Below are 13,719 nucleotides of genomic sequence, written 5' to 3' on the forward strand. Positions count from 1 at the left end.
CATGACGGCTCCGCGAAGCGTGATCCGGCGTTCACACGACGCCATTGACAAGCGTTCGCCGGAACGTTGTCATGAGCACACGCATGGGCGTTCGAACGATCCCGCCCATCGTCGTCGGATTCCGGGCGAAGGGTGGGACCGTGCGAGAACCAGCCCTGACCGGCCGCGACGGGCTGCTCGAAACCGCTCGCGACGCGATGGCCGCGCACCGCGCGGTCCTCTTCCACGGCCCCGCCGGAATCGGCCGGTCCAGTCTGCTCGGCACACTCCTGCGCCAACTGCCGCCCGCCGCCCATGTGTTGCGCTGCGCACCCGCGAGCGAGGACGCGGCGCTGCCCTATGTCGGGCTGATCGACCTGCTGGCGGTGGTGCCGCGGGGCGTCCTGGACGGCCTGCCGCCCGAGCCGGGCGCCGCCCTGCGCGCCGCGCTGCTGCGCGGCCGTGAACCGTCCGGTGCGCACAGCAGGCTCGCGGTGCGGATCGCACTGCTCGAAGTGCTGCGCAGGCTGGCCGACGCCGGCGGGGTGCTGCTGGTCGTGGACGACCTCCAGTGGCTGGACGGGCCGAGCGCCGAAGTGCTGGCCTTCGCGATGCGCCGCCTGGACGGCGCGGACGTCCGGATGATCGCGGCCGAGCGGGTACCGGACGGCGAGCAGCCCGAGCGGCTGCGGTGCTGCCCGCCGGGCACCGCCGAACTGCCGGTCCCCCCGCTGCCGACCAGCACCGTCACCCGGCTGCTGCGCGCGGCCACCGGCGCCGACCTGCCGCCCCCGGTGCTGCGCGCCATCCAGCGCACCGCCGCCGGAAACCCGCTGTACGCGCTGGAGTTGGCCCGAGCCGTGCTGCGCGAGGGCGCGCCCGAGTCACCGGACGGCCCGCTACCGGTGCCCCGCAGGCTCCGTACGCCGCTGCTCGACCGGTTCCGCACCCTGCCGGAACCGGTCCGCCGCACCCTCCTGGTGTGCAGCGCGGCGGCCCGGCCCACCCTCACCGTGCTGCACGCCGCGGGCCTGGCCGGGGCGGCGGCACATCTGTCGGCGGCAGAACGCCTCGGGGTGGCCGGTACCGACGGCTCCGGGGCGGTGCGCTTCCGCCATCCGCTGATCCGGGCGGCCGTCTACGCCGACGCCACCGCGCACGCCCGCCGCGAGGCACACGCCGTACTTGCCGCCGCGGTGACCGAACCCGTCGAACAGGCCCGGCACTTGGCGCTGGCGCATCCGCACGAGGACGAGGCGACGGCCGCCACCCTGCTGGCCGCCGCCGCGTCCGCCCGCCGCCGGGGCGCACCGGGCGCGGCGGCCGAACTGGCCGTGCTCGCGGCCCGCCGCACCCCGGCCGACCGCCCGGCGGAACAGGCCGAGCGCTGGCTGGCCGCCGCCGACTACGCGTGTGACGCCGGACAGCGCGCGGAGGCGGACCGGGCGGCACGGATCGTGCTGGAGGGTAGCGACTCGCCCCCGCAACGGGTGCGTGCCCGGCTGGTCCTGCTGCGCAACGCCGGACAGGCACTGGAGGGCACCGGTTCGCTCATCGAGGAGGGGCTGCACGACGCGGCCCAGGACCCGGTCCTCAAGGCCCGGTTGTACCACTGGGCGGCGCTACGCGGCCTGCTTCGCGGGGAGTTGGCGCAGGCCGCGGGGCATGCCGAGCGTGCCGCCGCAGCCGGTGACAGCGCCGACCGGGCCGGAGCACTCACCACCCTCGCCAGGATCCGTTCGCTCGCCGGTCGGGCCGCCGAGGCGGACGCGGCGCTGACGGCGGCGCTCAACCTGCTCGGCGGGGCGGACGGCGGTCCGGAGAGCCGGGCGCTGGTGCGGATGCGCGCGGTGCTGGCGCTGGACTCCGACCGGGTGGCCGAGGCGCACACCCAGATCACCGAACTGCTGCGCACCACCGAGGGGTTGGCGGGAGTGGAGGACCGGCTTGCGGGCCTTGTCGTGCTCACCCGGGTCCAGGTGCGCTCCGGCGACTGCCGTCGCGCGCTGCGCACCGCGGCCCGCTGCACCCGGCTGCTCACCGAGTCCGGCGTGGAGTCGGCGCCCGCGCTGTACGCCGCGGCGCTGGCCGCCACCGCGGGCGGCGCCCCGCAGGAGGCGCGCCGACTGGCGGAGCGCGCGGTCCGGGCCTCCGAGGCGGACGGCGACCGGCTGTTCCTGCTGCGCGCCCTGGCCGTGCTGGGTCAGGCCGCGCTGCTCTCCGGGGACACGCCCGGCGCCGCGGCGGCGGTGGAGGCGCTGCGTCGGGTCAAGGAGATCGGCGCGGCGATGTGCGCCGCCGATCCGCCGCTGCTGCAGTGGTACGGCGATCTGGCCGAGGCGCTGGTGATGCTGGGTGAGACGGACGCGGCGGGGTCGGTGATCCAGGAGGCCCACCGGCTGGCGGCGAACCCGCCCGGCAGTGTGTTCGCCGCCCTGGAGCGGGCCGAGGGGCTGCGCGAGGCGGCGCTGGGCCGGGCGAAGTCGGGCGCGGCACTGCTGCGCCGCTCGGCGGACCGGCTGCGTGAACTGCCGCTTCCGCTGGAGCTGGTGCGTACGCTCATCGCGCTCGGGGCGGTGGAGCGGCGGGGCAGGCACCGCAACGCCGCGCGGGCCGCGCTGACCGAGGCGCTGGAGACCGCCCGGGTGTGCGGGGCGGCACCGCTGGAGGCGCGGTCCGCCGAGGAACTGGCCCGGCTGGACGCCGTGGAGCGCGGCGGCGGTCCCGAACTGACCGCCACCGAGGCCCGGATCGCCGCGTTGGTGGGCGGTGGGGCGACCAACCGCGAGGTCGCCGCCGAGCTGTTCATCAGCGTCAAGACGGTGGAGGGCACGCTGTCCAGGGTTTACCGGAAGTTCGGGGTCCGCTCCCGTACGGCGCTGGCACATGCGATGGCGGTGGGTCCACTCGGCGCCAGCGTCACACCGATCAGCAGCAAACTTCCCTCGGCCAGGCGGGAGTTGGGACCACGCGTCGTCGACATACCGGGTTAACACGACACCGGCAGTTAACACATGACGCAAGGGTTCCCCCGCTTATGCGAGCGTCCCTCCGTTTCTAGCGTGGTGTCAGTTCCGCTCCGCCCCTAGCGCGACCAGAGTGCGCCCAAAGCGCCCTGGCAGCGCGTCCCCCCATGGAGGACCCAGTGACGCCACGTCTGAAACTGCTCGCCCTGGCCGCCGTTCCGGCCCTGCTCGTCGCCGCCGTTCCCGCCGCCTACGCGGCGGCGCCGCAACCGCACGCGGCGAGCGCGGCGCTCACCGGTGACGTGGTCAAGGGCCTCGGCGCGCACGCGGTGCGCACCGGCGCCGTCGCCTCGGGCCATCGCATATCGGTGGCGGTGAGCCTGACTCCCAGAGACGACAAGGCACTTGACACCTTCATCGCCAAGGTGAGCGACCCGCGCTCCAGCTCCTACGGCCACTACCTGACCAAGGCCGAGTTCGCCGCCCGGTTCGGCCGCACCGACGCCGAGGTCAAGCGGGTCCGGGACTACCTGCGGGCCCAGGGCCTCACCGTCACCGCGGTACACCCCGGCAACCTGCTGATCGACGCCAACGGCACCGCCGCCCAGGTGCAGAAGGCCTTCGGCACCAGGCTGTCGACCTGGAAGGACACCCGATCCGGCCACACCTTCTACGCCAACGACACCGCGCCGGCACTCCCCGGTTCCATCGCCTCGATCGTCAGTGACGTGGCGGGCCTGAACAACCGGCTCCAACTGCGCCACCAGGCCCCCTCCGGCGTGACCCCGCACAACGGCCCCGCTGGCGGCTACACCCCGGCCCAGCTCAAGGGCGGCTACAACGTGAAGGGCACCGCCAACGGCAGCGGCCAGAAGATCGCGCTACTGGAGTTCGACGGCTTCCAGCAGTCCAACATCAGTGCCTACGACAGCCACTACGGCCTGAACTCGCCCGCACCGTCGGTACAGCAGGTGGACGGCGGCTCCGGCGCGCTGGGCGACGGCCAGGTCGAGGTCGAGCTGGACATCGAGGTGCTGCACGCGATCGCGCCCAAGGCGAACGTCACCGTCTTCGAGGGTCCCAACTCCGACGCGGGCGAGGTCGACACCTACCAGGCCATCGTCGACAGCGGTATCCCGACCACGTCGATCAGCTGGGGCGCGGCCGAGACCCAGCGCACCAGCACCAACATCACCGCGGTGGACAACATCTTCAAGCAGGGCGCGGCCGAGGGCCTGGGCTTCTACGCGGCCTCGGGTGACAACGGCTCCGACGACGCGGGCGACGGCGGCACCTCGGTGGACTACCCGGCGAGCGACCCGTACGTCACGGGTGTCGGCGGCACACGCCTGACTGTCAGCTCCTCCAACGCCTGGAAGAGCGAGGTGGCCTGGTCCGGTGGCGGCGGCGGGGTCTCCACCAGCTTCTCCATCCCGAGCTGGCAGAAGTCCGTCCAGCAGAGCGCGGGCGGCGGCCACCGCCAGGTGCCGGACGTGTCGGCGCACGCCGACCCGTCTCCCGGTGTCTCCATCTACTCGCAGGGCAGCTGGTCCTCGGTCGGCGGCACCAGCGCCGCCGCCCCGGAGTGGGCCGCCTTCGCCGCCCTGGTCAACCAGCAGGCCGCGGCGGCCGGCAAGCCCAACCTCGGCTTCGCCAACCCGAAGCTGTACGCGGCGAACGGCACCGGCTTCCACGACATCACCAGCGGCAGCAACGGCGCCTACAGCGCGGGCAAGGGCTGGGACTTCGTGAGCGGCTGGGGCTCCTACAACGCGGCGACGCTGGCAGCGAAACTGCTCGGCTGACGCCGTACGGGCTCGGCCCGGGGGCCCAGACCCCCGGGCCGAGCCCATGGTCACGTGGTTGGTAACGCCACGGCCCCGGACTTCGGAGGTCGCGCGCCGGGACAGCCGTACTCCTCGTCCACCAGGACGAGCACGACGAGGGGCACGTGTTCGCGTACGACGGTCTCCAGTTCCTGGGAGTTCATCAGGAACGAGCCGATCGCCCATCATCGCCAGCACCCGCCGCTGCGGGCGGGCGAGCTTGACGGCGATCGCGCCCGGCAGCGCGAACCCCTGGTGGTTTCGATGAGCCGAACGTAGGTGCGGTACACCAGCGAGCCTGCGCCCCATCCGCGTTACTCCGGGCGCGGCGTGACCTGCCCAGGGGTTGTTCGGCTGTCGGGGTGGTCGCCGACAGTTGACTGTGCCGCAGCGACCGCGACGACTGCCGGGCCAGCACGATGTCAGCGTTGCGCCACCGTGAAGGGCATGGTGGCAAGATCCCCGGGAGGGCTCCTTGACCGCCCAGTCGCCGACCGCCGACGCACCGCCTGCTCGCTACGACGACCTGCGGGCCCTCGTCCTCAACTGCACGCTCAAGCGGTCGCCGCTGCGCAGCAACACCCAGGGGCTCATCGACCGCAGCGTGGGCATCATGGAGGGGCAGGGCGTCCACGTCGACGTCGTGCGAGCCATCGATCACGACATTGCCACCGGTGTCTGGCCGGACATGACCGAACACGGCTGGCAGACCGACGCCTGGCCGGGGCTGTACGAAAAGGTCCTGGCGGCCGACATTCTCGTGCTGGCGGGTCCGATCTGGCTGGGTGACAACAGCTCGGTGACCAAGCAGGTGATCGAACGCCTGTACGCCTGCTCCAGCCTCCTCAACGAAGCCGGACAGTACGCCTACTACGGCCGGGTCGGCGGTTGCCTGATCACCGGCAACGAGGACGGCGTCAAGCACTGCGCCATGAACGTCCTCTACAGCCTGCAGCACCTCGGCTACACCATCCCCCCGCAGGCCGACGCCGGCTGGATCGGCGAGGCGGGCCCCGGCCCTTCGTACCTAGACCCGGGGTCAGGCGGCCCGGAGAACGACTTCACCAACCGCAACACCACGTTCATGACCTGGAACCTGCTCCACCTGGCCCGGATACTCAAAGACGCCGGAGGCATCCCCGCCTACGGCAACCAGCGAACCGCCTGGGGCGCTGGCTGCCGCCACGACTACGAGAACCCCGAACACCGGTAATCGGCCGCTTCGCCACCTCACCCCTGACAAAACTCCAGGTCGTTGCGACTGGCCTGCCGGGCCGCCGAGGTCGGGACACGGAAGGCCGCGACGGTGGCGGGGCGGAAGTGACGGAAGATCAGGGCAGCGCCGGAGGTGGTGAGGTAGGCCAGGACGAACAGGCCGCTCGCAGCGAGGTGCGCACGCACGGGCCGGATCGGGTACCGGCGGGAGGTGATTCGGCGATTGGCCTCGGCGTTGAGGACCGTGATCATCAGGAGCGAGATCAGATTGGCCAGCGCGGGCGGCCACCAGCTCCGAAGCGCCCAGTAGAGCATGGCCTGGGCAACCGTGGAAGCGGCGCCGACGGCCAGGAAGCAGCCGACCGCCCAGGTCAGGGGAGAGCGACCGGGTTGACCGCCGCTGTCCGTCCGTGCCGTTCCGCGTCGCACGCCACCATCTTTCATCTTCGGCCAGCGCGGCGGACGTCGCGGATCGCACTCTGTCCGCATGTCGCGGCTGCCAGGAGGCCGTGCTCCACCGTTCGACTGACGGGGGCGGGAGCGTGAGCCCGTCGGCTCTCTCCGGCTGTATCCCCATCGGGGGACTTGCCCGCTCTGGTCGGCCGGAGCGGGGGCTTAGACGGCGATTCCCAGGGCGATTGTCCAGCCCATACAGAACGCGATGCACGCGACGCACAGCAGCGTTCCGCGCCTACTCATCCACGCTGTCAGCCGGTGCACTCTGGCGCCCCTTCCTGATGCAGATGTGGCAGGGAAACGGGCACGGCGGTACGGGCTCACCCTGCGGGATGTAGGTCACGTACGGCATGGATGCATACGGCAGCGCCGACAGGACCACAGCCACGGAATCACGGGCGTTCTCCACTGCTACGCGCTCTGTCTCATCCGGGATCACGGCCGCACCACCGACGCCACACTGTGAACCGTCCGCAGATGGCGCCGAGCCAACACGCGATAGTCGACTTCCCTGCTCGGGTTTCGGTTCAACCGAGCTGCCTGCTCGGCGGACTTCAGCCGCGCGCACTCTTCGCACCCTTCCTGGTACGGCAGTGGCGGAGTCCTCACCGCGCCACCCCCACACCGGAGGGCACGTGCAGCCCCACGGGCGCACTGGTGGACACCGCCAGGGCGGCGCGGCCTGGCGGGCGGAGGGTCAAGAGATCTCGGATACGCCCGACCCAGCGGGCGATAGTCTGTGGCATGTTGACGCTCCAAGCAGCGTTGACCATGCCCCGGGACCGTGCCGTAACGGTCGCCGGGGTCTTGCCTGCAAGACCCGATCCTGTCGGTTCGCAAGAGACGTCTCAGCCCGTAGTCAGCGACAGTTGGCCCGCCCTGGCGGTAGCGTGAAGAACGCCCAAACGTCCGCTGGGGGAGTCTTGAATAGAGCCTTACGATCAGCTATGGAGTCAGCCGGACTGTCGCCCCGTCAACTGGCACTACAGGTGGGGGTGTCCACCAAGACCGTCGAACGGTGGATGGCAGACTCGGAGTTGATCCCTCATGCCAGAAACCGGGAAGACGCCTCGCAGGTGTTGGGAGTTGAGGCTTACATGCTGTGGCCGAAGGCCGTCACAGACAGGTTGAAGATCGGCAACGATCGGGAGATCGTCCACAGTTACCCATACCGGTCAGCGTGCCCGTCAACCGTGTGGGCAGACCTGATCGCCAGCGCCACCCACGAACTGTTCTTCGCAGGCTATACGAACTACTTCCTTTGGACGCAGCAGCCAGCCTTTGCAGCCACGCTTCGGGCCAAGGCTGCAACCGGTTGCCGAATCCGCTTTCTGCTAGGCAATCCCGACTGTGAAGTGACGCGCCAGCGGGAGGAGATTGAGGATGTTCCTCTCACCGTCTCTACCCGCATCAGGATCACTCTCGGTGAACTGGCGAAGATCGGCTCTGTAGATGGAATGGATACGCGATTCTCCGCTACAGAAGACGCGGCATCTCATATCGCGCTCTCCGTATTTCTCTTCGACAGTGAAGCCTTGGTGACACCCCACCTTGCCCGATTGGTTGGCCACGATTCGCCGCTGCTGCATCTCCGACGACACAGCGAGCAGGGTTTGTTTGATCGCTTTGCAGGGCATGCCGAAGAGATTTGGTCCCGCGCAACAACCCCTCGGTGAACAGTGGAGAGCTGTCTACCGTCTGAGGCAGCCAGAACAGCCCTGAGACCCTCACAGCGTGGGGCTATCGTCATTGGGACTCGTCTTCCCGCTGCGCTCTCTTGCGCATCAAGTCTTCAAAGGCAGTAGTCGCCCGCACTCCGGCGGCACCGAGACGCGTTCTGCCCGCTGGAGTGAGCCCCAGAAACGATGCAAGCTCTGCGATTTGCTTCTCACGTGCTGATCACGGCGACGATTGAGTTTGCAACCATTCCGGCCCTGGGTTGGCAATCAATGGTCCATGCTCGTCAATAGTGGCCAGCCAAACGGCTCTGCGGTCCCTGATGGTCGTCTTGAAGCGACAGAAGGAGCGGCAAGAGGCGCAGACCGAGCGCCTTGGGCGCGGCTGGGATACCCAGTTCGAGGCGGACCGAGCAGGGGCCCGCAGGGCCCAGAGAAGGTCTCCGCACGATGGGGACCCTTCGGGCCGGACTGAGCCTGCCGGATGACTTCAGGATCCATGATCTTCGGCATGGCTACGTCACGGACGCTCTGGATGCCGGACAGAACCCTGTGGAGGTCTCGGCGAACGTACGGCACCACTCGCCGGGCTACACGATGGAGCGGTACGGCAAGCGCCGGGCTGCGGGTGCAAAGAAGCTGGCTGCGAGCAACGCCAGCCGAGTAGGTCTGTCGACCCTGGTCTAGGCAGTGTCGTCAAAGTGCGCTTGGCAAGGCGGCCCGACCAGCAGGCATGATGTCCCGGTGGGGCATCTACCTGTCGATCTGCGCGCTTCCCTTCGACTCTTCGCGTTCTACCTGGCCAACGGCACTGTCGACGTTGACCTGCTCGACGGATTTGACTACCGACCCGCTCTCTTCCAGTTCGGTTCGTCGCTGGAGCAGGTCTTCGCGATCTACAGCAACGTGCTGGAGATCGACTCTGACGGCAACGTGTTGAATGACGGGGATGCCCAGTACCGTGCAGCCCAGTGGATCCGCAGCTTCTGTGACCCGACGTACCAGGTTGAGCCGCCGTTCGAGGCCTGGGAGACGGAACTCCACGGGCCATGAACCCCATGGCCCCGTCGAACGTCATGCCCACATCAGTAGCGATGCGATGGTGACGGCCGCCTGGTAGGACTCAGCGGTTTTGTCGTAGCGGGTTGCTATGCCGCGCCACTGCTTCAGCCGGTTGAAGGCCCGTTCGACCACGTTGCGGTGCTTGTAGAGCCGGCGGTCAAAGACCACCGGGCGACCGCCGAGCCGTCCCCGCCGCAGTCGGTTGGCGACCTGGTCGGCCCGCTCCGGGATGGTGTGTGCGATCCCGCGACGCCGCAGCCAGTCGCGGATCGCCTTCGAGCTGTAGCCCTTGTCCCCAAGGACGTGATCGGGACGGACCCGGGGCCGTCCCGGCCCGATCCGGGGCACTCGTATCGCGGCCATGATGGCGGTGAACTGGGTGCAGTCGTTGGTGTTCCCGCCGGTCAGGACCAGGGCAAGCGGCCGGCCCCGACCGTCGACGGCCAGGTGCAGTTTGCTGGTCAGCCCGCCCCGCGAGCGACCGAGCGCCTGGTTCTGGGGCCCCCCTTTCGGGCCCCGGCGGCATGCTGGTGTGCCCGGACGATGGTGGAGTCGACCGACACGAGCCAGTCAATGTCGCCGGCCGCGTCCGCCTTGGCCTGCGCGGCTCGCAGCATCAGGTCGAACGTTCCGTCCCCTGCCCAGCGCCGGAAGCGCGTGTGCAAGGTGGCCCAGGAGCCGTACCTCGGAGGCACGTCCCGCCAGGCCACCCCAGTCCGGAACTTCCACACGATCCCGTTCAGCACCGTCCGGTCGTCCAGCCGCGGACGACCCTTCGTCGGCCTTGGCAGCAGAGGTTCCAACAGCTCCCACTCAGCGTCGGACAGTTCATGACGGCGTATCACCCCGCCATGATCCACCATCCAAGATCACTTTGACGACACTGCCTAGGGGTCGGCTGGGCTGTTGGTCACGTGGTTGGTCACGCCACAGCCCAGAAATGAAGAAAGCCCCTGGTGAGGGGCCTTCCAAGCTGGTGTCCGAGGGGGGACTTGAACCCCCACGCCCGATAAAGGGCACTAGCACCTCAAGCTAGCGCGTCTGCCATTCCGCCACCCGGACTGGGTGTCCGCGGTTTCCCGCGGCGACAGGGATAACGATACCAAGGATTCGGAGTGCGTTTCACCTGCGTATCCCGGCCCAGGCCGGGGCCTGAAGGTCGGCTATGGGCGATACCTGTGATACAGCCGGTACGGCTGGTTCGTCAGCTGTGGGTGGCCGCCGCGGCGTGCGGTGAGCTGAGGCGCGGTCGGGCGGCTTCGGCCGTGTCGCCGTCGCGGGAGCGGCTGCGGGACACCTTCTGGCTCGCGCCCACCGTGTCGCGTAGTCGCGCTCCGACCGCAGCGGCCGGTCGCTGCGGGCGCTGGTCCCGGTGGTGCACGACCCCACCACGGCCGTGCGGCGCCTGGGTCGGATCGTGCAGTTCCTGGCGATGGTGGCGCACCTGCCGCTGGGGGCGGTGCGCCACCACGACCGGGCCGCAGCGCTGCGGCTGGTACGGGACCTGCCCGCCTGGGCGGACCTTGCCGATCCGGAGCGCCGCAAGGCGCTGGCCCGGCACCGTACGCCGCTGGCGCGGGCCGTGCGGCGGACGGTGCCGGACGACGACGAGTTCGCGCTGGTCGCCTACCGTCAGGGCATCGGCTGACCGCTACGGCATCAGGTGGTAGTCCGGGAAGTTGCCCGGGAGCCGCTCGCCGCGCGGGCCGTCCGTGACGGCCCGTACCAGCAGGTCGCCGCCTACGAAGGCGCCGCGCCATGAGGCGCCGAAGCCGCCGAAGAGTTCGTCGCGGTCGCCACGGGAGCGCGGCCTGCCCAGGCCCACCTTGAACGCCCGGATCTGCGGGGCCAGCCGCGCCGCGGTCCGTTCGTCGTCGCAGGAGAGGCTGGCGACCAGCGCACCGTTGCTGGCGTTCATCGCGGCCAGCAGCTCGGCCTCGGTGTCCACCAGCACGATGGTGTCCACCGGACCGAACGGCTCCGCGTGGTGCAGCGGCGACGAGCGCGGCGGGGCCAGCAGGGTGACCGGCGGCATGTAGCCGGAGGTGTCCTGAGCGGGCAGGAAGCGGCCGTCGGCGAGGGTGCCGCGGTGCAGCGGTACGGCACCGCGGTCGATCGCGTCGTCCACCAGCTCGGTCAGCTCCTTGGCCTTGGCCGCGTTGATCACCGGGCCGAAGTCCAGCTCGGGCAGCGGGTCGTCCGGCGACTCCACGGCGAGCGGATGGCCGAAGACCACCGACCGGACCGCCGGAAGGTAGGCGCCCAGGAAACGGTCGAACAGCCGCCGTTGCACCACGAACCGCGGATAGGCGGTGCACCGCTGCTTGGCGTAGTCGAAGGTCTTGCGAATCTGGCCGGAAAGCGTGTCCCAGTCACTGAACTCCCACAACCCCCAGCAGTTGAGCCCCTCCTGCTCCAGGATGTGCCGCTTGCCGAGGTCGGCCACGTCGGAGGCGACCCGGCCGCCCGCGTCCCGGCCGCCGACGAATGAGACGCAGCCGATCTCCGGCGCCCGCACCAGCGCCTCGGACAGTTCCCCGCCGGAGCCGCTGACCAGGGTGATCGGGAGCCCCTCGCGCACCGCCAGCGCGCTGGCGAGCGTGAGGCAGGCCAGGCCGCCGTCGGTCGGGGTCTTGGCGATCACAGCGTTGCCCGCCAGGATCTGCACCAGCATGGCGTGCACCAGGACGCTCATCGGGTAGTTCCAGCTGGCGATGTTGCTCACCGGCCCGGCGAGCGGCGCCCGGCCCTCGACCATGCGGTCGATCTCCTCGACGTACCAGCGCACCCCGTCGATGGCACGGTCCACGTCGGCCTGGGCGAGCCGCCAGGGCTTGCCGATCTCCCAGACCAGCAGCAGCGAGAGCAGCTCCCGGTGCGCGGTGAGCGCGTCGAGAGCCGCGGTCACCCGCGCCTTGCGCTCCGGCAGCGGAACGCCGCGCCAGGCGCGGTGCTGGTCCAGCGAGGCGCGCACGGCATGGTGCGCGCCGTCCGGATCCAGCCGCGGCAGGCCCGCTATCGGGCTGCCGTCGACCGGCGACTGACAGGGCAGCAGTCGCCCGTCGGCATGCCAGCGGCCGTCCCACAGGTTGCGTACGCGGTCTTCGGCGAACGCTTCGGGCGCGGCGTCGAGACACCGCCGCCAGGCGTCCTGCCAGGCGGTTCCGGGCTTGAGGGTGAGGGTTGGTGCCATGTCGGTCTCCGCTCGGTAGTCGGGAGATCTTGGCCAACGGCAAGGCTCGGCAACGGCGAAGTGCCGTCGGAACGGGGGCCTCAAGGTCTACCGGAACGAACGGGCGCGCGGAACAGCGCGAGGCGCGACCCCGGTCGAGAGTGTCAACATCAGATCATGGAGTCGAACATTCTGAGCGGTACGAGCTTCGGAAAGCGGGACTGATCGCCATGGGACGGGTAACCGAGCGCCGACGCGTGCTGCGGGTCAGGGACGGGGCGGTCGGCCATCGCTCGGACACGCTGGTCGCCGAGGAGCCGCTGGAGATCCGGCTGAACGGAAAGCCGCTGGCGATCACCATGCGCACCCCGGGTGACGACTTCGCCCTGGCCGCCGGGTTCTTGGTGAGCGAGGGGGTGCTCGGCGCGGCGGAGGAGCTGGCTTCGATCGTCTACTGCGCGGGCGCGACGGACGACGGGTCGAACACCTACAACGTGGTGGACGTCTCGCTCGCCCCGGGCGTTCCGGTGCCGGACATCACCCTGGAGCGCAACGTCTACACCACGTCGTCGTGCGGTCTGTGCGGCAAGGCGAGCCTGGACGCGGTGGAGACGACGACCCGCTGGCCGCTGTCCGACTCGCCCGAGGTCAGGCTCGACCCCGAGGTGCTGGCGGTGCTACCGGACCGGCTGCGGGCCGCGCAGCGGGTCTTCGACCGAACCGGCGGCCTGCACGCCGCCGCGCTGTTCACCCCGGACGGAGAACTGCTGGACGTTCGGGAGGACGTGGGCCGGCACAACGCGGTCGACAAGCTCGTGGGACGCGCCCTCCAGCAGGGTCTGCTCCCCCTGTCCGGAAGCGTGCTGCTGGTGTCCGGGCGCGCCTCCTTCGAGTTGGCGCAGAAGGCGGTGATGGCCGGGATCCCGGTGCTGGCCGCGGTGTCCGCGCCGTCCTCGCTCGCCGTGGACCTGGCCGTGCGGACCGGGATGACACTGGTCGGCTTCCTGCGCGGCACGTCGATGAACGTCTACGCGGGCGAGCACCGCGTGCTGCTGGAGACGACGGCGGCCGGAGCCTGACCGGGGCTCAGGCCGCAGGACCGGGGAAGAACCGAGCCTCAGCGGGCCTGGGCGGATGCCTGGCGGTCGGCCGTAGCGGTGTTCGCGCCGTCGACCACCTCGCCCGCCACCGTGCGCTGCTCGCCCGCCGGGGTCTCGTCCTTGAGCGCCTTGGTCTCCGCCTTCAGGATGCGCATCGACTTGCCGAGCTGCCGGGCGGTGTCCGGCAGCCGCTTGGCACCGAACAGCACGATCGCCACGACGGCGACGATCAGCAGATGGGTGGGCGTGAACAGGTCGCGGATCACA

The 13,719-nt window shown here is 70.2% G+C and carries 12 protein-coding genes, 1 tRNA gene and 1 pseudogene; 8 read left to right on the plus strand and 6 right to left on the minus strand.

Annotated features, from left to right (window positions below; translation table 11 throughout):
* Positions 1-140: 140 nt before the first annotated feature.
* On the plus strand, positions 141-2,972 hold the full coding sequence (locus tag O5O46_RS30415) for a helix-turn-helix transcriptional regulator (RefSeq protein WP_269858849.1): 2,832 nt from the start codon (positions 141-143) through the stop codon (positions 2,970-2,972).
* A 152-nt stretch (positions 2,973-3,124) separates the two neighbouring features.
* The gene (locus O5O46_RS30420; RefSeq protein ID WP_269858850.1) at positions 3,125-4,750 is read left to right on the plus strand and encodes a S53 family peptidase; all 1,626 of its coding nucleotides are present in this window, start codon (positions 3,125-3,127) and stop codon (positions 4,748-4,750) included.
* Positions 4,751-4,800: 50 nt separating this feature from the next.
* Here O5O46_RS30420 and O5O46_RS35710 read toward each other — a convergent pair whose 3' ends face one another.
* Positions 4,801-4,935, minus strand: coding sequence for a hypothetical protein (locus O5O46_RS35710; protein ID WP_269858851.1), 135 nt, complete (start codon positions 4,933-4,935; stop codon positions 4,801-4,803).
* A 311-nt stretch (positions 4,936-5,246) separates the two neighbouring features.
* Here O5O46_RS35710 and O5O46_RS30430 point away from each other — a divergent pair, with 311 nt between their 5' ends.
* Positions 5,247-5,984, plus strand: a complete 738-nt coding sequence (locus O5O46_RS30430) for a flavodoxin family protein (RefSeq protein WP_269858852.1) — start codon at positions 5,247-5,249, stop codon at positions 5,982-5,984.
* Positions 5,985-6,001: 17 nt separating this feature from the next.
* Here O5O46_RS30430 and O5O46_RS30435 read toward each other — a convergent pair whose 3' ends face one another.
* Positions 6,002-6,415, minus strand: a complete 414-nt coding sequence (locus O5O46_RS30435) for a hypothetical protein (RefSeq protein WP_269858853.1) — start codon at positions 6,413-6,415, stop codon at positions 6,002-6,004.
* A 1,022-nt stretch (positions 6,416-7,437) separates the two neighbouring features.
* Here O5O46_RS30435 and O5O46_RS30440 point away from each other — a divergent pair.
* From O5O46_RS30440 to O5O46_RS30450, 3 genes are all read left to right on the plus strand, one after another.
* The gene (locus tag O5O46_RS30440; RefSeq protein ID WP_333482436.1) at positions 7,438-8,118 is read left to right on the plus strand and encodes an XRE family transcriptional regulator; all 681 of its coding nucleotides are present in this window, start codon (positions 7,438-7,440) and stop codon (positions 8,116-8,118) included.
* A 450-nt stretch (positions 8,119-8,568) separates the two neighbouring features.
* Positions 8,569-8,805, plus strand: coding sequence for a hypothetical protein (locus O5O46_RS30445; protein WP_269858854.1), 237 nt, complete (start codon positions 8,569-8,571; stop codon positions 8,803-8,805).
* Between the two features lie 57 nt (positions 8,806-8,862).
* Positions 8,863-9,171, plus strand: coding sequence for a DUF7677 family protein (locus tag O5O46_RS30450; protein ID WP_269858855.1), 309 nt, complete (start codon positions 8,863-8,865; stop codon positions 9,169-9,171).
* Positions 9,172-9,192: 21 nt separating this feature from the next.
* Here the strand turns inward: O5O46_RS30450 and O5O46_RS30455 are convergent.
* Together O5O46_RS30455 and O5O46_RS30460 are read right to left on the minus strand one after the other, a co-directional pair.
* Positions 9,193-10,043 (minus strand): annotated as a pseudogene (locus tag O5O46_RS30455) (IS5 family transposase).
* A 111-nt stretch (positions 10,044-10,154) separates the two neighbouring features.
* A tRNA-Leu gene (locus O5O46_RS30460) sits at positions 10,155-10,242 on the minus strand.
* Between the two features lie 301 nt (positions 10,243-10,543).
* Between O5O46_RS30460 and O5O46_RS30465 the strand changes: the two genes are divergently transcribed.
* The gene (locus tag O5O46_RS30465; RefSeq protein ID WP_269858907.1) at positions 10,544-10,828 is read left to right on the plus strand and encodes a hypothetical protein; all 285 of its coding nucleotides are present in this window, start codon (positions 10,544-10,546) and stop codon (positions 10,826-10,828) included.
* Between the two features lie 3 nt (positions 10,829-10,831).
* On the opposite strand, the gene O5O46_RS30470 is transcribed toward O5O46_RS30465, so the two are convergent.
* Positions 10,832-12,373 carry an aldehyde dehydrogenase family protein gene (locus O5O46_RS30470; RefSeq protein ID WP_269858856.1) on the minus strand — a complete coding sequence of 514 codons (1,542 nt, stop codon included), beginning with the start codon at positions 12,371-12,373 and terminating at the stop codon, positions 10,832-10,834.
* A gap of 209 nt (positions 12,374-12,582) precedes the next feature.
* Here O5O46_RS30470 and fdhD point away from each other — a divergent pair, with 209 nt between their 5' ends.
* Positions 12,583-13,431 carry a formate dehydrogenase accessory sulfurtransferase FdhD gene (fdhD, locus tag O5O46_RS30475; protein ID WP_269858857.1) on the plus strand — a complete coding sequence of 283 codons (849 nt, stop codon included), beginning with the start codon at positions 12,583-12,585 and terminating at the stop codon, positions 13,429-13,431.
* A gap of 38 nt (positions 13,432-13,469) precedes the next feature.
* Here the strand turns inward: fdhD and tatA are convergent, their stop codons facing one another.
* On the minus strand, positions 13,470-13,718 hold the full coding sequence (gene tatA / locus O5O46_RS30480) for a Sec-independent protein translocase subunit TatA (protein ID WP_269858858.1): 249 nt from the start codon (positions 13,716-13,718) through the stop codon (positions 13,470-13,472).
* Position 13,719 lies beyond the last annotated feature (1 nt).

Source organism: Streptomyces sp. RPT161, assembly GCF_027533845.1.
Classification (GTDB): Bacteria; Actinomycetota; Actinomycetes; order Streptomycetales; family Streptomycetaceae; genus Streptantibioticus_A; species Streptantibioticus_A silvisoli_A.